15 protein-coding genes are annotated in these 23,153 nt (G+C 68.3%); 9 read left to right on the plus strand and 6 right to left on the minus strand.

Translation table 11 applies throughout. The annotated features are described in order from the left end of the window. Positions 1-2: 2 nt before the first annotated feature. Positions 3-1,151 carry a DUF1615 family protein gene (locus tag HUA78_RS11330; protein ID WP_371745551.1) on the plus strand — a complete coding sequence of 383 codons (1,149 nt, stop codon included), beginning with the start codon at positions 3-5 and terminating at the stop codon, positions 1,149-1,151. Between the two features lie 43 nt (positions 1,152-1,194). Here the strand turns inward: HUA78_RS11330 and HUA78_RS11335 are convergent, their stop codons facing one another. The 5 genes from HUA78_RS11335 to HUA78_RS11355 all read right to left on the minus strand — a co-directional run bounded on the left by HUA78_RS11335 (position 1,195) and on the right by HUA78_RS11355 (position 8,351). Continuing rightward, the gene (locus tag HUA78_RS11335) at positions 1,195-2,760 is read right to left on the minus strand and encodes a hypothetical protein (RefSeq protein WP_174457374.1); all 1,566 of its coding nucleotides are present in this window, start codon (positions 2,758-2,760) and stop codon (positions 1,195-1,197) included. Positions 2,761-2,998: 238 nt separating this feature from the next. Beyond that, positions 2,999-4,663, minus strand: a complete 1,665-nt coding sequence (locus tag HUA78_RS11340) for a fibronectin type III domain-containing protein (protein ID WP_254623670.1) — start codon at positions 4,661-4,663, stop codon at positions 2,999-3,001. Between the two features lie 171 nt (positions 4,664-4,834). Beyond that, positions 4,835-6,304 carry a pitrilysin family protein gene (locus HUA78_RS11345; protein WP_174465396.1) on the minus strand — a complete coding sequence of 490 codons (1,470 nt, stop codon included), beginning with the start codon at positions 6,302-6,304 and terminating at the stop codon, positions 4,835-4,837. Next, on the minus strand, positions 6,301-7,710 hold the full coding sequence (locus HUA78_RS11350) for a pitrilysin family protein (RefSeq protein WP_174459909.1): 1,410 nt from the start codon (positions 7,708-7,710) through the stop codon (positions 6,301-6,303). Before HUA78_RS11350 ends, HUA78_RS11345 begins: the two co-directional genes overlap by 4 nt. A gap of 98 nt (positions 7,711-7,808) precedes the next feature. Next, positions 7,809-8,351, minus strand: coding sequence for a hypothetical protein (locus HUA78_RS11355; RefSeq protein WP_141645510.1), 543 nt, complete (start codon positions 8,349-8,351; stop codon positions 7,809-7,811). Positions 8,352-8,574: 223 nt separating this feature from the next. Here HUA78_RS11355 and HUA78_RS11360 point away from each other — a divergent pair, with 223 nt between their 5' ends. The 6 genes from HUA78_RS11360 to HUA78_RS11385 all read left to right on the plus strand — a co-directional run bounded on the left by HUA78_RS11360 (position 8,575) and on the right by HUA78_RS11385 (position 15,222). Then, positions 8,575-9,777, plus strand: coding sequence for a C39 family peptidase (locus HUA78_RS11360; RefSeq protein WP_174467594.1), 1,203 nt, complete (start codon positions 8,575-8,577; stop codon positions 9,775-9,777). A gap of 128 nt (positions 9,778-9,905) precedes the next feature. Continuing rightward, positions 9,906-10,658, plus strand: coding sequence for a hypothetical protein (locus HUA78_RS11365; protein ID WP_174467595.1), 753 nt, complete (start codon positions 9,906-9,908; stop codon positions 10,656-10,658). Positions 10,659-10,782: 124 nt separating this feature from the next. Further along, entirely contained in the window at positions 10,783-11,376 is a 594-nt protein-coding gene (locus tag HUA78_RS11370; protein WP_141645513.1) for an HAD family phosphatase, read from the plus strand. Beyond that, a complete protein-coding gene (locus HUA78_RS11375; RefSeq protein WP_174467597.1) occupies positions 11,373-13,535 on the plus strand; it encodes a lysylphosphatidylglycerol synthase domain-containing protein in 2,163 nt (720 codons plus the stop codon). The genes HUA78_RS11370 and HUA78_RS11375 overlap by 4 nt, the downstream gene beginning before the upstream one ends. Positions 13,536-13,563: 28 nt before the next feature. Then, a complete protein-coding gene (locus HUA78_RS11380) occupies positions 13,564-14,313 on the plus strand; it encodes an NTP transferase domain-containing protein (RefSeq protein WP_174459914.1) in 750 nt (249 codons plus the stop codon). A 66-nt stretch (positions 14,314-14,379) separates the two neighbouring features. Further along, a complete protein-coding gene (locus HUA78_RS11385) occupies positions 14,380-15,222 on the plus strand; it encodes a glycosyltransferase family 2 protein (RefSeq protein WP_217442043.1) in 843 nt (280 codons plus the stop codon). Here the strand turns inward: HUA78_RS11385 and HUA78_RS11390 are convergent. After that, a complete protein-coding gene (locus HUA78_RS11390; RefSeq protein WP_174476274.1) occupies positions 15,151-16,833 on the minus strand; it encodes a hypothetical protein in 1,683 nt (560 codons plus the stop codon). The two genes, HUA78_RS11385 and HUA78_RS11390, sit on opposite strands and share 72 nt — an antisense overlap. Positions 16,834-17,390: 557 nt before the next feature. On the opposite strand from HUA78_RS11390, the gene HUA78_RS11395 reads away from it, so the two are divergent. Together HUA78_RS11395 and HUA78_RS11400 are read left to right on the plus strand one after the other, a co-directional pair. Further along, a complete protein-coding gene (locus HUA78_RS11395) occupies positions 17,391-19,010 on the plus strand; it encodes an LVIVD repeat-containing protein (RefSeq protein ID WP_174459917.1) in 1,620 nt (539 codons plus the stop codon). A 76-nt stretch (positions 19,011-19,086) separates the two neighbouring features. Then, on the plus strand, positions 19,087-22,911 hold the full coding sequence (locus HUA78_RS11400) for a DEAD/DEAH box helicase family protein (protein WP_174476275.1): 3,825 nt from the start codon (positions 19,087-19,089) through the stop codon (positions 22,909-22,911). The last annotated feature ends 242 nt before the right edge of the window (positions 22,912-23,153 follow it).

The raw sequence follows: 23,153 nt of genomic DNA on the forward strand, positions 1-23,153 counted from the left end.
GCGTGGGCACGCCCGAGCCCACCGTGCCACCACCGCCGCGTCTCTCGGTCCAGCAGGTCACCCAGCTCCTCCCGCCCCACGTGAAGGAGCGCGAAGGTTGGGCACGAGACGTCCTCGCCGCGCTGGAAGCGGAGGACGTGCCGCCGTCGCCCTCGGCCGTTTGCTCCGTGCTCGCCGTCATCGAACAGGAATCCGGCTTCCAGTCGGACCCCGCGGTCCCGAACCTCCCGCGCATGGTCCGCACACGACTGGAGGAGCACGCGGACACGCTGGGCCCGCTGGGCCACAAGGCATTGGCCTCGGTGCTCGCGGGCAAGGCTGCCGGCCAGAAGCGCACCTTCGACGAGCGCCTGCGCACCGTGCGCACGGAACGAGACCTCGACCGACTCTTCCGGGACATGCTCGCGTACTACGAAGCCGAGTACCCCACGACGTTCGCGACGATGAACCTGGCCAGCGCCCTGTTCTCCTCGCGGCGCCTGGAGGACCTCAACCCCGTCACCACCGCGGGCTCCATGCAGGTGAGCGTCCGGTACGCGGTGGAGAAGGAAGGCGAGGACGCCGACCCGGTGAAGGTGCGCGAGTCGCTGTACACGCGCACGGGTGGAGTGCGCTTCGGCACGGCGCGGCTGCTCGGCTACGAGGCCGCGTATCCCCAGCCCCTCTTCCGCTTCGCCGACTACAACGCTGGCGTCTACGCCTCGCGCAACGCCGCGCTCCAGGCCCAGGTGGGCCAGCTCACCCGGGTGTCGCTGGTGCTGGACGGAGACCTGCAACTCTATGACAAGAACGGCGACCCCCGCTCGGAGGACAGCAAGTCCCTGGCGGCGCTGCTCGCCTTCCGTCGAGACCACGCCCCGGAGCTGAGCGAGCGGCAGGTCCGCCGCGACGTGAAGAAGGAGAAGGAAGAGGACTTCGAGTCCACGGAGACCTTCCGCGCGGTGAAGCGCGTGTACGCGAACCAGACAGGGGAATCCCCCGCGTACGCCCAGCTCCCCCAGGTGACGCTCCAGAGCCCCAAGCTGAAGGGAGAGCGCACCACGGCGTGGTTCGCGCGCTCGGTGGATGCGCGCTTCCAGAAGTGCCAGGGCCGCTACAGCGCGCTGACGAAGCCGCCCGCCCCGCCCCGGAACGTCACCCGCCCCAAGTGACATTCCCGGCGTCACGACGAACGCCGGGGCCATCAGCGCCGCCTCAGGGCACGGTGAAGAAGGAACTGAAGGCGCCGGCGGAGTGGTAGGGCACCGTGTCCCGCGTGCTGAACGGAGCATGCTCCACGTCCCACAGGGGCGCGTAGACGGCGGTCACCGTCACGTAGCATTCGGCGCCCGGCTCCAACTTTCCGGGGGGCAGTCGCACGTCCCTGACCGAGCCGGGGACATAGATGGACCCCAGGTCCAGCATGGCCCCGAACTCGGGGAGGTACTGCCTGACCTTGACCTCATAGGCCGTGGGCTTGCCGACGGCGGGAGGGACCCAGGAAATCATGGGGTTGAGCGAGCTCACCCGCTGAGGGTCGCTGGCCGGCTTCCGGTCGATGCGAAAGGAGCGAGGCGGCGACACCTTCGGAATCACCGGGCCGGCGGTGAGGTCCTCGATCGCCTCGGTCGCGGTATAGGAACTCGCCAGATTGATGAAACGCGCCGGGTTGCTCGGCAGTTGTGTCGGAGAGAAATAAAGGGTGGACACACTGCCGACCACGCCCCAGTTCGAAGGGTACGGGTTGCCAAACCGCAGGCGAGTCGGGAAGTCAGACGCCGTCCCTTGGGGCATGTTCATCCAGAGCAACTCCCCCGCGTAGCCAACCCACCCATCCGCCGGTCCATGGGGAGCGGGCCGGACCGCGAACGAGGACCCCCTGGGGACGGCGCGCGGGTGGACCTCCGGAGCCATGCGAGCGAACTCGGACAGGCGCCAATCGAAAGAGACCTCCCTTTCATCCACGGGCTGGAGCTCCGTGGAGATGGGCAGGGGCAAGGGTTCCTCCCAGCTCGGCACCAGGTCGAAGGGCGCCAGTCGCACGGAGCGCGTCAAGGAGGAGTAGCCCACCAACGTCCCATCGGACGTCCTGCCCGCGATGAACTCACTGAACTGATTGACGTACAGCCGGTCCCCCCGGTCCGCCTGGAACACGGGGATGTTGGTCCAGAGATAGGAGAGCAGCCCCGCTTCATTGGTGACGAGGGAGGTCGCCCCCTCGGGGACAGCCTCGAAGAGGGCCAGTTCCCCCAACATGTCCACCTCCGAGGAGACCACCTGAAAGCTGGAGCCCTGCTGGTAGTCGCCCGTCCACGGCACCCAGGGCGACAGGTTTCGCAGGTCGAGCTGGAGGGGAAACCAGTCGACGTCCGTATAGACGGCATCCGGACGCCCCAGACGGTTGATGCCGATATCCACGTGACGCGCGGACGTGAGGATGTCGGTCATGTTGATGCGGTCCGCGCGCAGGTAGTACTCCCCTCGCGGCACGCCCGTGAATCGCCACCCTCCCGGCACCGCGGAGCCGGTGTTTCGCGAGAAGCGGACCCCGTCATGGGTGTAGATTTCAGGAGGACTCGCCGACAGGTCCTCGACGCGTTCGGCGATGCCCACCGAGGTGTAGAAGCGCGTGGTGCTCGTCACCAGCACCGTGTCATCGGCGAGCAGCGTCTGGCCTGTCGCCTGGGGCTCCCGCTCGGAGGAGGACGCACCACTTCCACACCCCGCCAGCCACACGACACACGTCGCGCCCAGCAGGGAAGAACTCCGCGGCATCATCATGAAGAAACACCTGTCTCAGGAGGAATCGTGCTCCCCGCCCGATACCATGGAGACTCCCCAGGGACGCCTGACCCGCCTTCACCGCGCAAGTACTTGAGACGTCCCTGAGACATCTCGAGGCGCCGTGCGTTTCGCGCGCGCGGGGCGCTCGCCACCGGCAACACCAGACACACGAAGGCCCCGGCGTCATGAAGAACGCCGGGGCCCGGGTGCCATTCCATCAACCGTCACGCACGCTTCACGGCGTGGTGAAGTAGGAGCTCACGGTGCTGGCGGAGCGGTAGGGCAGCCGCTCCAGGGTCCTGAAGGGGTACGACTCGATGTCGAGCTGGGGGCTGTCGATGGCGGCCACCGTGGCGTGGTACGTGGTGCCGGGCTCCAGGACTTCCGGAGGCAGCCGGAGCTGGGTGGCCGAGCCGGGCAGGTAGAACGCCCTCCACGTCGATGAGAAGCCGGACTCCAGGTCGAGCCGCGAGATGGACACCCGGTAGGCCGCGGGCGTGCCGATCGCCGGCGGAACCCAGGCAAGCACGGGGCTGGCGGTGCCCACCTTGCGCGGAGCGCTCGCGGGCACGCCGTCGATGGTGAAGGACCGGGGCGGCGACACCCGCGGCACCACGGGCCCCGCGATGAGGTGGTCAAACTCATCCCAGGCCGTGTAGCTCCCGGAGATGCTGCCCAGCCTGCCCGAGCCATCCGGCAGCGCCTCCTGATTCCGGAACGAGTAGGACACCACGCCAACCAGGCCCCAGTTCGACGGATAGGGATTGCCGAACTTCAGGCGGGCCGTGAAGTCATACGCGGCCCCCCGGGGCAGGTCCACCGTGAGCAGCTCACCGGTATAACCAATCCACCCGTCCGCCAGCCCGTGCGGGCCAGGCACGATATCGAACCGGGGCAGTCCGGGCAGCGCGTTGGGATGGACCTCCGAAGTGAGCCGGGCGAACTCCGGCAGGCGCCACTCGAGGGGGAACTCCCGCATCCGCACCGGCTGGAGCAGACCCGTGACGGGAATCGGGGTGATGCCGTCGGGCCTGTGGTCGAAAGCACCCGCCTGCACCGCGCGCTCCACGGCGGAGTACCCCAGCGGACGTCCATCCGGGAGCGAGCCCGCGCTGAACTCACTGAGCTGATTGATGTACAGCCGGTCCCCTCGGTCCGCCTCGAAGACGGGGAAGTGGCCCAGGTTCGAGCCCAGCTCGGCCTGGGAGGTGACGATGGAGGTGGCTCCGTCGGCAACCCCCTCGTAGAAGAAGGGAGACGCATACAGGTCCACCTGCCCGGAGGTGAGCTGCAGGCTGGAGCCATGCTGGAAGCTGCCCGTGTAGGGCTTCCACGGCGCCAGGCCCAGCAGGTTGGCCTGGAGGGGCGAGATGGAGACATCCGCGTACTCGGCATCCGGCCGGCCCAGGCGGTTGCGGCCGATGTCCACGTAGCGCGAGGACGTCACCAGGTAGGTCCCCCCCGTGCGCAGGTAGAACGGCCCCGGCGGAACCCCCGTGAAGAGCCACCCTCCGTTCGCCGCCGAGCCCAGGAACAGCGTGAAGGTGGACCCGTTGAACACGAGCACCTCGGGAGGATTCGCTGACAGGTCCTCCTCGCGCTCGGCGACGCCCACCGACGTGTAGAAGCGGGTGGTGTCCTTCACCAGCACCGCGCGCTGATTCGAAGGCCCTCCATCCACGCCGGCGTCGGGCGAGCCACCATCCCCGGGCACTCCCGCATCCGGCCCACAACCCTCGGCGACGGGCTCCCCCATCCACGTCCCGTCACCCGAGGCATTGGAATCCGTGTCCACGGAGGACAAGCCCTCTCCGAGTCCCCCTGGCACGGACGAATCACTTCCACACCCCGCCAGCGCCGCGACACACGTCGCGCCCAGCAGGAAAGAAAAACGCAGCATCTTCACGTGAAGCCCCCAATTCAAGTAAGGCCAGTCAACCCTAGCCGATGGCATCGGGGAGGCCCAACAGGGGCATTCGTGTTCACGGCGCAAGGCATTGCGCGCCATGTGTGACACCCGGGCCCGACGGGTGCTCAAGTGTGTCGGGCCCGGATGACGTGGGAGCTTGCTTCAGCGCTTGGTGGGCGCGGGCGGCGGGGAGAAGCGCTTGTCTGAAATCTTCATCTCCGTGACGGGGCCGTACTTGCGAGCCATCTCCCGGATGGCGGAGGCCTTGCCGATGAGGACGAAGGTGAGGTTCTCCGGGGCGGGCAGCGCGCGCTGGATGACGGTGCCCACGCCCTCGCGGGTGGTGGCGGCCACGGCGGTGGCGAAGCCATCCACGTCGCTGGCATCCAGGCCGTAGAAGGCCAGCTCCGAAAGCTTGTCGGCCACCTGGCCGCCCGTCTCGAGCCGGGGCGGGAACTGGCCCAGCACGTAGGACTTGGCGGACGCCAGCATGGCGTCATCCATGCCGGACTTGCGGTAGCGGGTGAAGACATCCAGGGCCATGTCGATGGCCTTGTCTGTCTTGTCCGTCTGGGTGAAGGAGCTGATGACAAACGGGCCGGGGTGGGCGCTCGGGGAGAAGCCGGCGCGGGCGCCATAGGTCAGGCCGGACTTCACGCGCAGCTCGGTGTTGAGCAGCGAGGTGAAGCGTCCGCCGAGCACCGTGCCCGCCAGGTTCGCGGTGACGCGGTCCGGGTCGTTCCGGGCGATGCCGGTGTTGCCGATGGAGAAGTACGTCTGGGTGGCGTCGGGCTTGTCCACCAGCAGGACGCGGCGGCCCTTGGAGACGGTGGTGGTGGCGACCTCCGGGGCGGGGCTGGCGGCGCGGGCCCAGCCGCCGAGCGCGGCCTCCAGCTTCGCGGCGAGCGCCTTGCTGTCGAAGTCACCGACGACGGAGAGGATGAGCCTGTCGCCGCCGAGCTGGCTCTTGGCGTAGGCGAGCACGTCGTCGCGGGAGAGGCCCGGCAGGGACGCCTCGGTGCCGTCCACGGGGGTGCCGTAGGGGTGGCCGGTGAACTGGAAGGCCTCGAAGTAGGTGTTGATGAGGCCGCGCGGGTCACCATCCTTGGCGGCGGTGATTTCGGAGGCCATGCGCGCGCGCGTCTTCTCCAGTTCGTCCTGGGCGAAGCGCGGGCGGGTGAGCAGGTCCGCGAGCAGCTCCACCATCAGCGCGCTGTCGCGGGACATGAACTGGCCGCTGACGACCAGGTTCTCCAGCTCCGCGCGCGTCTCCAGCACACCGCCGACGCCGTCCACGGCCTCGGCGAACTGGCGGGCGTCACGGGTGCCCGCGCCCTTCTGGAGCAGCTCCGCGGTGAGGGCGGACAGGCCCTCCTTGCCAGCGGGGTCCGCGAGCGCGCCGCCGCGCAGCCACGCGCTGAAGGCGACGAGCGGCAGGTCCTTGCGCTCCACCAGCAGCACGCGCGCGCCGTTCTTCAGCGTGACGGTGGTGGGCTTGGGGAGAGTCACGCCCTGGGGGGCCGCGGTGGTCGCGGTGGCGGGCTTCGGAGGAGTGGTGCCCTGGGCGGCGGCCGGGCCCGAGGAGAGCAGGACGGCGGCGAGGACGGTCTTCCAGGAGAGGGGGGCAATCATCGCGCGGCCTCCTTGCGGGTGGCGGGGGTGGCGGAGTCGGCGGCGTCGGTGGGGACGAGCCAGCCGACGGTGCGACGCTGGGGGACGAAGACGCGAGCGGCGACCTTGCGGATGTCGTCGCGGGAGACGCGCTCGTAGCGGGCGGGGGCGTCGAAGACCTTGCGGAAGTCGCCGCGGAAGACCTCGGAGGAGCCGAGCGCGTACGCGCGCCCGTTGATGGTCTCCAGCGAGCGCCAGAAGTTGGCGAGGGTGATGTTGCGAGCCTTGCGCAGCTCGGCGTCGGTGACGCCGTCCTTCACGACGCGGGCGAGCTCCTCGGTGATGAGGGCTTCGACGCGCGCCAGGTCGCCGCCCGTGGGCAGGTCGGCGGTGAACCAGACGAGGCCCGGGTCGAAGCCGGGGGTGTACATGGTGTTGGTGCGGATGGCGACGCGCTCTTCCTCGACGAGGCGGCGGTGGAGGCGGGAGGAGTCGCCGTCGCCGAGGATGTTGAGCAGGAGGGTGAGGGCCTCCACGTCGGCGTCCTTGCCGGACATGCCGTGGTAGGCAAGCTGGAGCAGCGGGGACTGGGAGATCTTCTTCACGACGACGCGGCGCTCTCCCTGCTGCTCGGGCTCCTGGGTGCGGACGGGCTCGGGCGCGGGCTGGGCGGGGATGGGCTCGAGGTACTTCTCCACGAGCGCGAAGATTTCAGCGGGCGTGACGGCGCCGGTGAAGATGAGCGTGCCGTTGTTGGGGGCGTAGTAGGTCTTGAAGTAGCGCTGGAGGTCTTCGATTCGCCACGACTCGATGTCGGAGGGCCAGCCGATGACGGGGAACTGGTAGGGATGGGCGACGAAGGCGGTGGCCTGGACCTGCTCGGCGAGAGCGCCCTCGTTGTTGTTGTCCACGCCGGAGCGGCGCTCCGAGTAGACGACGCCGCGCTCGGACTCGATGACCTTGGGGTCGAAGGCGAGGTGCTGGAGGCGGTCGGCTTCGAGCTGGAAGATGATGTCGAGCGCGGTGCGAGGGAACCAGTCCTGGTAGACGGTGACGTCCTCGGACGTGAAGGCGTTGTTGGAGCCGCCGTTGGCCTCCATGACGCGGTCGAACTCACCGGGGCCGAACTTCTTGGCGCCGTTGAACATCATGTGTTCGAAGAAGTGGGACAGGCCGGTGATGCCTGGGTATTCGTTGCGGCTGCCAACGCGGAACCAGTTGTAGAGGGCGACGTTGGGGATGTCGTGGTCGGGCCAGACGATGACCTTGAGGCCGTTCTTGAAGGTGCGGGTCTCGACGCTGGCGCCGAGCTTCTGGAAGGACGAGGCGGCGGGCTTGGAGGCCGCCTTGCCTTGCGCCTGGGCGCCGGCGGCGGGAGCCACCAGCAGCGCCAGGCACGACGTCCAGAGGAGGGACTGACGGAACATCCGTGCTCCTGTCAAAGAGGAAGACGCCCGGGAACGGGCGGCGGCGCACGATATTCCAGTTTCAGCCCCCCGTACCTACGCGGCGGGACGGGTGAAGCTCAGGCTCCGAGCACGCCGCGCAGCACGTCCTGGAAGTAGTTGATGCTTCCGACGTGCGTCTGGTGGTGTTTGGCGGACTGGTGGAGGCGCAGGACGACGGCCTCGAACTCGGCCTGGCTGACGTCGCGCAGGGACATGTAGAGCCGGGCTGCGCCCTGGAGGTACGAGAACAAGGGGTTGCGGTCGGTGCCGTCGGGCCGGCGCGCCAGGTGGCGGTAGAGCCGCTCGAACTCCTGGTCGGTCTCCGTGTTGCGCACGGCGCGGCAATAGCCGGCGGCGGTCGCCTCGATGAGGATGAAGAAGGGGTGGTACTCGGGCGGCGGGGTCTTGGCGAAGCTGGGGGGCTTCTTGTCACCGGTCCACAGCTTGGAGATGGGCTGGAGGGTGACGTGCGTGAGCACCTCGCCGGCCCGCACCTGGGCGCGAGCGCCGACGGGAACCACGTGCTTCTGGTCTTCCCACTCCACTGCGACAAACAGCCGGTCCGGAGCGTCCACCCTCACGCCCGCCTTCTCCAGCTCCGCCACTGCGTTCGCGTCCATCTCTTTTCACGCCTCCGAGCCCCCTCTCTACCCCGCCCCGGGCCTCCAGTGCACCCGGCTTCGCACGCTGACGTCCGCTCGCCTCCCCTGCGGAGGCAGCCACCGTCACCTCCAGGACCCCTGCTTCAAATCCAGACATCACCTGGGGCCCCCCAGGGCCCTGGGGATGCGCTCGGCGCCCAAACAGGCAATAAATGCCGGACCAGGATACCCAGGAGGCGTCATGAGGGAGTGCAGGTCGGCCGTGCTCGTGCTGCTCATCACCCTCGCGCTCGTACCGGCGATGGCCACCGCGGGGCAGAGCGCCTCCATTCGCTGGGCGGCGAGCCGGGGCGATTTCGTCACCTGGCAACTCAGCGGCGTGAGCAGGGCGGCGGATGGCGCCCTTCAGCTCTTTCCAGGTCAGGCCTGGGCCGGCACGGACCCGTACGGGCCCGGGGGCTACCATGGGGGCACGTATTACAACGGCGGCTCGTTCGTTCAAGGCGAGGCCACCAGCCCCATCATCACCAGTGCGTTCAGCTTCCGCGAGGCCATCGCTTCCTGGGAGGCCACCACGCCCACGGGGACCTGGGTGGAAACCTTCGTCCGCGTGCAGGTGGCAGGGGCCTGGACGAAGTGGTTCAGCCTGGGCGTGTGGGCCTCGGAGGGCGCCACGGTGCGGCGCCACTCGGTGGACTCGCAGGCGGACACCGTGGCGAGGGTCTCCATCGACACGTTGCTCGTCACCGCCAAGAAGTCGGCCGCGAGCGCGTGGCAGGTGAAGACCCGGCTGTTCAGCGCGGACGGCGTGGCCACGCCCACGCTGCATGCCAGCGCCCTCACCTTCTCCACCTCGCCGGAGGCCAGGCCCACCGTCCCGGCCGGCAACCCCGCTCGCTGGAATCAGGTGCTCGACGTGCCCCGGTGCTCGCAGATGGTCTACCCCGATGGGGGCGAGGTCTGGTGCAGCCCCACGTCCACGGCCATGGTGCTGAAGTACTGGTTGCAGGACACCGGTGGCTGCGAGTCGAGTGTGCGGGCGGCGGTCAGCGGCACCCACGACTGGTACTACGGCGGTCACGGCAACTGGCCGTTCAACACGGCGTATGCGGCCCGCCAGGGCTTTCAGGCTCACGTGGCGCGCTTCACGAGCTTCGCCCAGTTGGAGCCGTGGCTCTCCGCCAGCGTGCCGGCCATCCTCAGCGTCGCGTGGGGCAAGGGCGAGCTGACCGGCGCTCCCATTCCCTCCACCGCGGGCCACCTCCTGGTGCTCGCGGGCTTCGACGCGACCGGCAACCCCGTGGTGAACGACCCAGCTGGCGCCGGCGACACCGCCGTGCGGCGCACCTACTTCCGCTCGGAGCTGGAGCCGCTGTGGCTGTCTCGCTCGGGAGGCACCGCCTATCTCATCTACCCACGGGGCTGGCCGGTGCCCGCGTTGTAGTGGCGCCGCATCGGGGGCTCGGCGCCTCGACCCCAGCCTCCGTGGAGCGGCCTCCGTCGAAGATCCGCCATCCCCATTCGCCGCGCCACGGAGCGTCGAGCTAGAAGGAGAGCTCGGGAGACACCACCATGCGGGCTCCGTCGTCGGTCCTCACGAGCGGTTTCGGGGTGCTGGTCCTGGCCGTCGCGGGCCTCCTGGTGGTGGCGACCTGGCACGCGGGGCGGCGACTCGGGGAGACCCCACGTGGGACGCTGCGCTGGACGGCGTTGGCCGTGGGTGTCGTCGCCTTCGTGCTGGGCTCGAGTGGCGTGCTCGCGGCGCGCGGCGCGCTCGCCGACATGGACTCCATGCCGCCCGCGGTGTTCGGCGTCATCCTGCCCACAACGGTGCTGACGCTCGTGCTCGCGGGCTCCAGGTTTGGCGAGCGGCTGGTGCTCGGGCTGTCGCTGGAGTCCCTCGTGGGGTTTCAGGTCTTCCGCGTCGCGGTGGAGGTGGCGCTCTGGGGGCTGCACCGCGAGGGCATCGTGCCGGTCGAGATGACGTTCGAGGGGCTCAACTTCGACATCCTCACGGGACTGACGGCGCCGGTGATGGCCTGGCTCATCCACAGGGGGCGAGCGCCCCGCGCGCTCGTGGGAGCCTGGAACACGGCGGGTCTGGTGCTCCTGCTCACCATCGTCGCCATCGCGGTGCTCGCATCGCCACCGTTCGTCCGGGTGTTCGAGGCCACGCCGCGCAATACCGTCATCACCACCGCGCCCTTCATCTGGCTGCCGGTGGTCCTGGTCCAGGCGGCGCTGTTCGGGCACCTGCTTGTCTTTCGCTGGCTGTGGCGACACCGAGCGTCGGCCCCTCCCTCGCTCGCCCCGCCGGCCGGGTGAGCACCGGGCGAGGGAGCACCGGAAGCACAGGCCCCGCCCCTGCCCCGAGGACTCCAGGCCCACGAAAACCAAAGGGCCCAACCTTGCCTTCACGCCAGGGGCCCGGTATCTGGCCTTGCGTTGCGTGCCCGAAGGTCAAGGCCACGTCGTCGGGGAGTCGATGATCCGCTGCATGCTGTTCGACATGGATGGGACGCTCCTCTTCACGGAGGAGGCCAACTTCGTCGCGTACCGGCGAGCCTTCGCGGAGGAGGGCTTCAATCTGGAGCGAGCGGCCTACCAGCGCGCCTTCGGCCTGCGCTTCGACGCCATGGTGCGCGAGGTGGGCGCGAAGCTGGACGCACAGGCCGCCGTGCGGGTCCGCGACGCCAAGGCCCGCTTCTATCCGGAGTCCTTCGACCAGGTGCGCCCCAACCTGCCGCTCATCGGCTTGCTGCGCTCGGTGCGCGCCCACCATGTCACCGGGCTGGTGACGACGGCGGCGACCACCAACGCGCGTGCGCTGATGGCGCATTTCGACCTGGCCCACCTCTTCGACGTCACCGTCTTCGGCGAGGACGTGGAGCACCCCAAGCCCCATCCGGAGGGCTACCTCCGCGCGGCGCGACTGGCTGACGTGCCCACCGCGCAGTGCCTCGCCTTCGAGGACAGCGCCAGTGGCGTGGCGGCGGCCGAGGCCGCGGGCATCACCGTGGTCCGCGTCCAGGAGGCCCCTTGAAGCATGCTCGCGGTTGGGGCCTGGCCCTGGTGGCGGTGGGGCTGCTCGTCAGCGCCGCCTTCCTCTCCCGCTTCGTCGACGGGTCTCACCAGTCCGGTCAGTGGGTGCCCGACAGCACCCTGGCGGTGTGGGTCATCCCCCTCGCCGTGCTCTGCCAGGGGCTGGCCCATGTCCTGCGCGCGAAGAACGCCCAGCGGCTCTTGCGTGTGGTGCGGCCCACCACATGGCGCATCCTCTTCTCCGGCCTCTCCGTCGGCTTCCTCTTCAACGCCCTGCTCCCCTTCCGGCTCGGTGAGCTGGTGCGTGCGCACCTCATCGGTCGGCAGATGCGCATCAGCCGCGCGGTGGTGCTCTTCACCATCCTCTTCGAGCGCGCGGTGGATGGCCTCGTGCTGGCGCTGTGCGCGGTGGGGATTGGACTCGCGACGCGCGCGCAGGCCCCTGAAGCGGCGGCGCTGATGCTGCGCCTGGCAATGGGCGTGGGCGCGGCGAGCGTCGCGGTCGCCGTCCTCGCCTGGCTGCTCTTCACGCAGAACCGCCGCATGTTGCGCGCGGTCGGCGCCTTCACCGCGCTGCTCAATGACAGACTGAAGGACCGGACGCGCTTCGTGCTCTGGTCCATCATCTACGGCACCCACGTCATCTTCCGCTCCGCGCGCCTGGGCCGCTTCGTCGTCACCTCCATGGGCATGTGGGTGCTCTACCTGGGCTCCATGGCCGCGCTGGCCCACGGCTTCGCGCCGGGCCACGGGGCCCTGGCCATCCTGGGCACCGCCGTCTCCGCCTACCTCGCGGTGGGCGTGCCGTCGGGGCCGGGCTTCCTGGGGACCTTCCACTACTATTTCTCCGAGCTGGCGCGCGGGATGTTGGGCATCGACGGCGTCCCGCTGGGCCTGTCGCTGGTGTCCTGGGCGGTGCTCATCGGCCCCTTCTCCGCGGTGGGGCTCTACTTCCTGCTGCAGCGCGGCCGCGAGCAGGCCGCCGATGCCCCCGTCGCCCTGGAGCCCTTGAAGAACAAGCTGCACCGCGACTCGGACATCAGTCGTGAGTTCAGCCACTTCCTGGACGAGTACTTCTCCGGACAGGCGCTCAGCCACGTGTTGTCCACCGGCGAGCTGCGCGGCGACTTCCGCATGGTGCACACCTTCAAGGGCGGCTCCAACGCGAGCACCCTGCTGGTCTGGGACGGTGAAGGCCTGCGCGTGCGCAAGGTGACGCTGCCCCAGCACCTGGAGAAGCTGAAGGCGCAGCACGACTGGCTGGAGTCCCGCCGCCATCTGCCCCACCTGCCACGGCCCCTGCGGGAGCTGCGCACGGAGGACTACTACGCGTTCGACCTGGAGTACCGGAAGGAGTACGTCCCCTTCTTCCAGTTCATCCACTCCGAGGATGTGGAGCGCGGCAAGCAGGTGCTGGACCGGGTCCTCGACTTCGTGGACCAGCACCTCTACGAGCACGCCGAGCGCCGCGACGAGCCGGACATGCTGGAGCGCTACCTCCGCGAGAAGGTCGTGGCCAAGGTGAACGACGCCGCGGCCCTGAGCCCGACGCTGGCCGCGCTGCTCGCGCACGACACGCTCTGCATCAACGGTCAGCACTACGAGAACATGGGCCCGGCCCTCGCGCGACTGAGAGCCAACCCGCGCGCCCTGGCGGAGCTGGCCAGCATGCGGCAGACCCCCATCCACGGCGACCTGACGGTGGACAACCTCATCGTCCGCAAGGAGGACGGCGACTTCCTGGTGTTGGACCCCAACAACGAGAACGCCATCAGCGACCCGGTGGTGGACCTGGGCAAGCTGTGCCAGTCGCTGCACTCCGGCTACGAGTTCCTCTGCCAGGTCTCCCGCGCGAAGGTGGAGGGCGCGGTGGTGGAGTATGAGGAGTCCATGTCCTCGCGCTACGCGGAGCTGTACCTCCACCTCCAGCGGCGCTTCGAGACCACGCTGCCGCCCGAGGTGCGCCGCACGGTGCTCTTCCACGAGGCCGTGCACTACTGCCGCATGCTCACCTACCGGGCCCGCATCAACCCGAGCAGCCTGCCCGCCTTCTTCGCCACCGCCGTGCGTCTCTTCAACCAGTTCAATGACCAGTACGCGTCGGAGACGTCCGCCAGTCCGCTCCAGGGCGAGGACCCCTCGCGCAAGCGTCTGGCCTGAGCGTCTTTCCGGAAAGGTCCCCGCCCTCATGCGTCCGCTCCACGTCCTGCTGCCCATGGCGGGCCTCGGCTCGCGCTTCGCCGATGCGGGCTTCACCACGCCCAAGCCCCTCATCCCCGTGGATGGCATCCCCATGGTGCTCAAGGCCCTCTCCAGCCTGTCGGACTGGGGGCTGGACGTGGTGCACACCGCCGTGGTGCGAAGGCCCCACGAGGAGCAGTTCCAACTGGCCACGCTGCTGCGCGAGGCCATCCCTGGGCTGGACGTGGTGATTCTGGAGGAGATGACCCGAGGCGCGGTGGAGACGGCCCTGGCGGCCTCCGGGCGCATGACGGGCGAGCGCGGCCTCTTGGTGATGGACTGTGATTTGTGGTTCGACAGCCCCGCCTACCGCGAGCTGGTGCGCGGCGCGCTCTCCGGGGAGGACCCGACGTTGACGGGCGGCCTGCTCACCTTTCCCTCCCAGCTTCCCCGCTACAGCTACGCGAAGAGCGAGGCGGGCCAGGTGGTGCGCACGGCGGAGAAGGTGGTCATCTCCGATGCGGCCATCATGGGCGCGTACTTCTTCGCCACCGAGCGCCACTTCCTCACCGCGGGCCAGCACCTCATGGAGCGGCCCATCACGGAGGGGATGCGGGAGTACTACCTGTCACTGCTCTACAACCTGCTCCTGGAGGCCGGAGGCACGGTGCGCTCCGCGCGCGTCTCCCGCTATGCCTCCTTTGGCACCCCGGAAGAGCTGCGCCAGTACGAGGCCCAGGGCCCCACCGTGCCTTGAATGGCGCGAAGGGGCCCGCCAGGCAGCCCCCGCGTCGCAGCACCTCATCCCTCGAAGGAGATTCTCGTGGCCGCCGAACGCATGCTCGTCTTCATCCCCATGTACAACTGCGAGCGGCAGATTCCCCGGGTGCTCGCCCGCTTCGGCGAAGCCCTCCAGCGTCGCTTCGCCGAAATCATCGTGGTGGACAACGGCAGTCGCGACAACGGCGTGGAAGCCGCCGTGACGGGCCTGTCCAAGCTGGTCCATCTGCCGGGCAAGGTGCTCGTCAACGACGACAACTACAACCTGGGCGGCTCCCACAAGGTGGCCTTCGAGTACGCGCTCGCGCACGGCTTCGACCAGGTGGTCGTCCTCCACGGCGACGACCAGGCGGACATCAACGACCTGGTGCCCCACCTGGACGAAGGGGCGTACCGGGCGCAGGACTCGCTGCTGGGAAGCCGCTTCATGCGCGGCTCGCGGCTCCAGGGCTATTCGCACGTGCGCACCCTGGGCAACCACGTCTTCAACCTGCTGTTCTCCGCGGCGGCGCGCCACCGCGTCCATGACCTGGGCTCGGGTCTCAACCTGTACTCGGCCCGCTATCTGGAGCCCCGCTTCTACCTGGGCTTTCCGGACAGCCTCACCTTCAACATCCACATGCTGCTGGCGGGCATCCACCGGCGCTCGCGCTTCGGCTTCTTCCCGCTCAGCTGGCGCGAGGAGGACCAGGTGAGCAACGTGCGGATGATGCGCCAGTCGCTCCAGACGGGCCGCATCGCGCTGGAGTTCGCGAGGAGCCCGGAGGCCTTCCTCGCGAAGGACTGGAGCAGCCAACCTGGACGGCCGTACACCTCAACCGTGGTGGCTCAGGTGAGCGGGGGCCACGTCGACCGCACCCGCGCTCCCGCCTTCCCCACCCGCTGAGGCCCGGGAAGCCGCCCTCACACGCAGGACGCGGGCCTCGAACCAGGCCAGTGGCACGGCGAGGTAGCCAAACACCCAGAGGTCCGTGACGTACGAGGGGTGACTTGCGGGCGCGGCGATGAAGACGAGACCCGCGGGTGCCAGGATGGCGCCCGCCACCATCGCCGACACGGGCAGGGTGCGCCACCGCGACACCAGCCACAACGTGAGCAGGAGCGCTGGCAGGCCATTCCAGGGGAAGTAGAGCCAGCGTCCATGCTCGTAGGGGAGGCTCGCGTCGCGCAGCCAGTGGGTGACACGCGCCAGGGCCTGGGGCGCCTTGGAGTGCTCCAACCCGTATCGCCGGAGCAGCTCCGCGCCGTTGGGGGAGTAGAGGTCCTCGGGACGAACCGTCTCCCGGAAGTCCATGACGGGGAAGGAGGCGCGTGGGCTGAGGCCCAGTGTGCCCGCGAAGGTGATGAGCCGGTTGGAGAGCATCAGCGCCGGGTTGTCTCGCGCCATGCGAAGGACGAGGGCGCGCAGCCTGACAATCTTCTCGGGCGTGATGGGAGCGCGCAGGTCGCTCCAGTAGCAGGGGGACTCCTCGAGGATGTAGCGGTCCCTCAGGCAGGAATAGGTCACCACGGCTTCGATGGTGGCCTGGTCCTCCTCTGGGGTGGCGGTGACGTATTTGTTGACCACCATGAACCCGAGCGGGTTGAGCAGCAGCGACACCGCATACCGCTCCGCCAGCTCGGGCCCGTTCAGTATCAACCGCGGCTCGATGACGCGACGGAACACCTGGTTGATGGCCACCGGGACCAGCAACAACACCACGGCGGCGCCGATGCGCACCTGCCGCGACAGGAGCAGCACGGCGGGGACATAGAGGAACAGCACCAAGCTGTCGCCCCGCAGCAACGTGGCCACCCCGGTGAGGAGCGCCAGTGAGGGCAACGTCACGGGCGTGACGCCGGACTGTCCGGAGAGCACCTTCCGCGACAGGACCCGCAGCAGGATGAGCGCGATTCCCAGCCGCAGCAGCGCATTGAGGGCGTCATGGGAGAGGTTGGTGACGAGCACGGCGACGGGGATGGACGTCGCCACGAGCGCGATGAAGACGCCGCCCAGGCGTCGCGACAACCCCAGGTGCAGCAGCAGGGAGAAGAAGTCCGCCAGCAGCGCGGCGAGGCCCACGACGCAGAAGAGGGAGAGGAAGGGGAATTGACCGGTGGACCGGTGAATCCCTTGCACCCAGATGCTCCAGAGCGTGCTCAGCCAGGGCTCCACGCGGAGCAGCGACGAGATGAGCAGCGATTGGCGTGCATCGCTGTGCAGATGGCCGGGCCACTCGCCCACCCACCACAGCAGCAGGGGAAGGGCGAACAGCGCCCACAGCCCCAGGAAGAGGCGCCACCGATGGCGGACCGAGACCGGGTCTTCCCGCCGGGCGCCCTGGCTGAAGGACCAGGCGACCATGAAGGTGCCCACCGCCACCACGAGCGCGAGAACCATGTCGCTCGTCTGGAGCACGTGTCGCTCGAACCGGGGGAAGGGACCTGACGGCCAGGTCAGCCGCATGCCCCCGAACACGATGCCGCCCGCGAGCAGGGCCAGCAGGACCTGGCCCATCCCTGGCGGCAACCGGCGCCCCTGTCGGGTCGAGTCTGTCGGTCCCGCCTCGCTTCTCACCACCATCGCGCTCTACCCTCCGGGCCGCTGTCGACGGCCACGCCATTGCTGAAACGGGCCGACCGTACCTGAATCCCGAAACGAGTGCCGAGGCGACTCGCGGGACTTCCCGGGAGGCACGGCACCTCGGCAGGAGGGGCTTCCTCGCCTGCCTGTCCGCCGGCGAATCACGGCGCCTGACGTGGCCATGGTCCTGACGGGGGCGGAGGCGCTCGCTGGGATGGGCGCGGCAAGCGGGCGGCCTCACGCGCGGGCATCCCACGTTGGCGGCCATGCCCCGCGAATCGCCTCCGCAGCCATGGAGGGTCTGTGATTGGGGTGAAGCCTCCGGCCGGGTGAGCACCTCCTGGTCCGGAGGTCAAACAATCCTTGCCCGGTGAATGCCATCCCGCCGGGCTAAGGGCATTGCCATACAGACCCGAAGGGCAATCCTGCGCTAATCGCTCCCTTCGCGTGCGGCGTCCGTTCCGGACCTCGCCTCCCGATAGGAGCCTCGCATGGCCCTCGGTTCACTGTCCCCCCGTGCGGTTGTCATTGGCTGCGCCTTGCTGTGCTTCGCCTGCTCCGACAAGCCGGGGCCGGCGGAGCCACCGCCTCCTCCCGTGGAACCCTGGGACGGGACGTACACGCCGCTCGTGGAGACGACGGACTGGGTCGACCGGGGCCCCTACGCACCGTGCACCTTCACCGGGGTGCAGGGCTCCATCGTCGACTGCGACTCGCCATCGCTCTTCGACCTGTCGAAGTGTGACACCGCCTCGCTCTCCACCCTCGATGCGCACGGCATCTATGGGGTGGACGTGCGCAACGTCGCGGGCTATCCGGACTTCGTTGGCGTCCGGATTCCGCCGGACGGCAGCACGGGAACGATGGAGGGCCGCCCCCTCACACGTCAGCAGGTGACTGGAAGCTTCCAGTTCTCGTCACGCTACACCCTGCGGAACCTGGTCCGGCAGACCGTCATCGTCGGGTGTGGCGTTCAGCCATCTGGGATGGTGACGGGCTGTTTCGCCCGCTGCGCCAATGGAAAAGCCTCCTGGGGCACCTTCGAGGCCGCGCGGATGACGTGGGGACGAGGGGAGAGCGAGTCATCGGGCGGCCTGCGCCTCATCTCCGAATCGGATGTCCCCCAGAACGGGCTCCATGTGGACGTCTACGTCGCCCACAAGCACGCCTACGTCGTGTCCACCAGCCTCGAAGCGGGGACAGAGGGTGGGCTCGCGGTGTTCGACGTCAGCGACCCGAGCCACCCCGTCCTCAAGAAGAGCATCACCTTGCCAGGGGACTCGTTCTGGAACGCCGCGTGGACGAAGGACGACACGCTCTACGTGGCCAGCAGGAACTCAGGGGTCATCGTCTTCGACATCTCCAACCCCGCGGACCCCCTCTTCGTGCGCAATGTGCCGGGGGGTGAGCCCATCAACGTCCACACCCTCTTCGTGGATGGCAACAGGCTGTATGCCGTGTCGCCCGGGCCCGCGCCCACCGGGGAGACGCTCGTGTTCGACATCTCGACGCCGCGCGACCCGACGTTGCTCAACCGCATCGTCGTCTCGGACACCACGTCCTATATCCCCTCGGCGCACGACGCCTTCGCCTACCAGGACCGGCTCTACATCAACCACTTCAGCTCGGGCTATGTGGTCTTCGACGTGAAGGACCCGATGAGTCCGCGCGAGCTGGGCACATACACCTTCCAGACCGAGAACAGCTCGTCCATGAGCCATGCGGGCGCGGTGGGCACCTTCGCGGGGAGGACCATCGCCTTCGAGGGTGGAGAAGGACAGGGAACCCATCTGCGCGTGCTGGACGTCACGGACCCCACGAACATCCCGCTCATCGGCACGTACAAGCTCCGCTTCCACGCCTCCATCCACAACATGATCCTCAAGGACAAGCGGCTCTACATCGCCTACTACCAGGAGGGGCTGCGGGTATTGGACGTCTCCATTCCGACCAACCCGCGCGAAATCGCCTACTTCAACACCTTCCGCGAGTCCGACCCCGACCGAGGTGACTGGAATGTCGAAGGCGCCATGGGCATCCGCGTCCCAGGAGACGGCTACGTGTACGTCGTGGACTCGACCCGCGGCCTGCTCATCTTCAACGAGCTCTGAGTCCTTCCGCGAGGCGATGTCACTCCACACGCCAGGTCCGTCCTGAAGAACCAAGTGGCTGGGATAGGGTGGCGAGGTGTCCTCCCCTTTCCTGCTGATTCCCGAAGCCGAGTGGGTCGCCTCGAACACGCTCGCCTTCGCCATCCGGGATGGCTCTCCCGTCAGTCCCGGGCACACGCTGGTGATTCCCCGCCGCTCCGTGGCCACCTGGTTCGACGCCACGGCCGAGGAGCAGCGGGCCCTCTTCGAGCTGGTGGACGAGGTGAAGCGGGGGCTGGACACGCAGCTGCGACCGGACGGCTACAACCTGGGCATCAACGTGGGCGTGGCGGCCGGGCAGACGGTGTTCCATCTGCATGTACACGTCATCCCGAGGTTCCAGGATGACGTCGCGGACGCGCGCGGGGGCATCCGTCACGTCATCCCGGGCAAGGGCAACTATCTGGCGGCTCAGACAAAGCCACTCGCCACGGGTGGACTGGAGGACCCGTTCCTTACTCACCTGGAGCCGTTGTTCTCTCGCGCGCTGGACATCGCGGTGCTCGCGGCCTTCGTTCAGGACAGCGGGCTGGAGGTGCTGCGGCAATCCGTGGATGCGGCCCTGGCGCGAGGAGCGCGGGTGCGAATCCTCACGGGCGACTATCTGACCATCACCCAGGCGGAGGCCCTGCGTCGCCTGCTGGACTGGATGGATGAAGACACGGTCCTGAAAGGCGGTGCCCGGGGACACTTCGAGGCGCGCGTGGTGGAAGTGGAGAAGGCGCGTGTGTCGTCCTTCCATCCGAAGTCCTGGCGCTTCAAGGGCCCGGGGCTCGCGGTGGCATACGTGGGCTCGAGCAACATCTCCCGGTCCGCGCTGAAGACAGGCATCGAGTGGAACCTGCGCGTCGAGCAGGACCGGGACCCCAAGGCCTGGAGCGAAGTGGTCGACGCCTTCGAGCTGTGGTGGGAAAGGGCCTCGCCCCTGGAAGCGGATTGGGTCGAGCAGTACGCCCGCCGTGCACGAATCATGGAACGCGTCGTCGCCCCCGTGGAGCAGGAACCCGCGCTCCCGCCACGCCAGCCGCACATCCTCCAACAGGAAGCCCTGCTCGCGTTGAGGACGAGTCGCGGAGAAGGTCGCCGCCGAGCACTCGTGGTGCTCGCGACGGGACTCGGCAAGACGTGGCTCGCCGCGCTGGACGTCGCGGCCTTCGGTGACGAGCGAGCCGAGAAGCCGCGCGTCTTGTTCCTGGCCCATCGTGAGGAGCTGCTCGTCCAGGCCGCGGAGACCTTCCGCCGCCAGTTCCCGTCGCTGCGCTTCGGTTGGTTTGTCGGAGCGAAGTCGTCGCTCGCGGGCGACCTGGTGTTCGCCTCGGTCCAGAAGCTCTCGAATCCCGAAGGACTCCAGGCGCTGCGAGAAGCGGCGGCCTTCGACTACGTCATCGTGGACGAGGTGCACCATGCCGCCGCCGCGAGCTACCGGGCCATCCTCTCGCGTCTCGAACCGGCGTTCCTGCTCGGCCTGACGGCGACGCCCGAGCGAGCGGACGACGGGGATATCCTGGGGCTGTTCGATGACCACCTGGCCTACCGCGCGGACCTTGGCGAAGGCATTCAGCAAGGGTTGCTCGCGCCCTTCGCCTACTTCGGGCTGAAGGACGACGTTCCGTACGAGAACATTCCGTGGCGCAGCCGGAGCTTCGACCCGGAGGCGTTGAGCGAGGCGGTTCAGACGGAAGCGCGCATGAAGACGCTGTGGCGCGCCTGGGAGGAGCACGCGGCGAGCAGGACCCTGGTGTTCTGCGTCTCCGTCTCCCACGCGAACTGCGTCCAGCAGTGGCTGAGCAGGCAGGGCGTGCGGGTGGCGGCGGTGTACTCGGGGCCCGACTCCGCGGACCGGGCGCAGGCCTTGCGAGAACTGGGGAACGGCACGCTGGACGCGGTGTGCTCGGTGGACCTCTTCAATGAAGGGGTGGATGTGCCGAGCATCGACCGCGTGGTCCTGCTCAGACCGACCGAGTCACCCGTGGTCTTCCTTCAGCAACTGGGCCGTGGCTTGCGCAAGCACGACGGCAAGGAGCGCGTCACCGTCATCGACTTCGTGGGCAACCATCGGATGTTCCTCGACCGGGTGCGCACGCTGCTGGCACTGGGCCGGAGTTCCGTCTCGCTGAGGGACTTCCTGGTCCAAGGCAAGCAACCCGAGCTCCCTCCGGGCTGCTCCGTGCAGGTCGCGCTGGAAGCCAAGCAGTTGCTTCAACACTTCCTGGCCCCTGGCGAAACCGATGTCGCGCGCATGTATCGCGAGCTGAGGACCGTGCGCGGCCAGCGTCCGACCATCGGAGAACTCTACCGCTCGGGCTACTCCCCCGCCTCCTTGCTCAAGCGGGATGCGTACGCGGGTTGGTTCCACTTCGTGGAAGCGGAGCGCGACCTGACCGAAGCACAGGCACGCACCCTGAAGCAGGACCCGGGTTGGTTCCGGAACCTCGAGCTCACGCCCATGAGCAAGTGCTTCAAGCTGGTGTTGCTGGAGGCCTTGCTCGAAGCGGAGGCACTGTGGGGAGGACTGTCATTGTCCGAGCTGGCCCACCGGAGTCTGTCCATTCTCCAGCGTTCGCCCGAGCTGCTCCAGGACCTCGATGGCGTCACGACGCTGGATGACCCACGGGAGCCGAGCGCATCGAAGTTCCTCGCGTTCTGGACGGCGAACCCGGTCACCGAGTGGACACAGGACGGCAGGTGGTTCCGCATCGAGGGAGACAGGCTCGTGCCCCGGTTCACGGTGTCCGAGGACACACGAGCAGCCTTCGAGGAGATGACGCGAGAGCTGGTCGAGTACCGACTGGCGCAATACCGTCGTCGCCGGCTCGTCCAGAGTCAGGCTCCAGGGACAGCCTTCGAGGCACAGGTCATCACCAACGGGCGCCACCCGATTCTCAAGCTGCCCGAGCGACAGCAGCGTCCGGACCTTCCCAGTGGCCTCACCGACGTCAGGGTTCCGGATGGAGCCGTCTGGCGATTCAACTTCGTGAAGATCGCCGTCAACGTCGCGAGGCCATCTGGGACGGAGGAGAACCAGCTCCCGAAGCTCCTGACGCAATGGTTCGGCGACGCCGCTGGCAAGCGGGGCACGGCATTTCGAGTGCGCTTCACGCCACGAACAGAGGGTTGGTCGGTCGAGCCCATACAGGCCGAGGTGATTCCCTTCAAGCGAGCGGTGCGCTGTGTCGCGTTCCCCACCCTGCGCGCCGCGGCGGGGGCCGCGAGCCATGTACTGGCGCTGGAGCAGGCACCCGAGGCGGAACATGTCCGGCTTCCCATCCAGGCACAGGGTGACGGGCTGTTCGCGGTGAGGGCCACTGGCGACTCCATGAACGGAGGAGAGCGGCCCATCCGGAACGGCGACTGGCTGGTGATGCGCTACGCGCGCGACCTCTCACTCCAGGCGATGGAAGGCAGGGTGGCGCTCATCCAGGTCCCCGACGCCGCAGGGTATGCCTATCAAGTGAAGAGGCTCGCGAAGGACGAAGGCCGTTGGGTCCTGCGGTCCGACAATCCAAGCTACGCCACGTCACAGGCAGCCGAGGGCCTGATGCCCATCGCCCTGCTGGTGGAGGTCGTGACACCCGAAAGCGTGGGCCCTACGCCAGGAGCACAACTCACGGACGAGCAGCTCATGGGCCGATTTGGATTGAGCGCCGTCCCAAAGACAGGACGACACGAAGGCCACCTGTTCCTCATGGCCACGGGAGAAGGCGAATTCGAGGCGCTCGGCGTCATGGCGTCGCGAATCGCGGACCGTAGACCTGGAGAGACCGCATTCGTCTTCAGCCGAGAGGCACCTCTGGCCCCCTGGCTGTACCGGGGAAGCGCGCAGTGGGATGAACAGACAAACCGATGGACGCTCAACATATGAGCGGCTCCATCGACAGAGGGCGTCTTGGATTGAAGCCCCATTGAGAGCACCCTTCCAGATGCCTCTCAACCCAAGGAGCCCCAGATGATGCTGAAGCTCGTTTCGGGAGTCGTCCTGAGTTTCGCCCTCGCGGTGGGATTGTTCATCCCCTCGGCTCCACCCGCGAATCCACCGGTCGAGTCCGAGGCGTTGATCGGCTGCTGCACGGGCGATGGCTTGCCCTGCCTCAACACGCCCCAATG

This window comes from Myxococcus sp. CA033, assembly GCF_013336625.1.
GTDB lineage: Bacteria > Myxococcota > Myxococcia > Myxococcales > Myxococcaceae > Myxococcus > Myxococcus llanfairpwllgwyngyllgogerychwyrndrobwllllantysiliogogogochensis.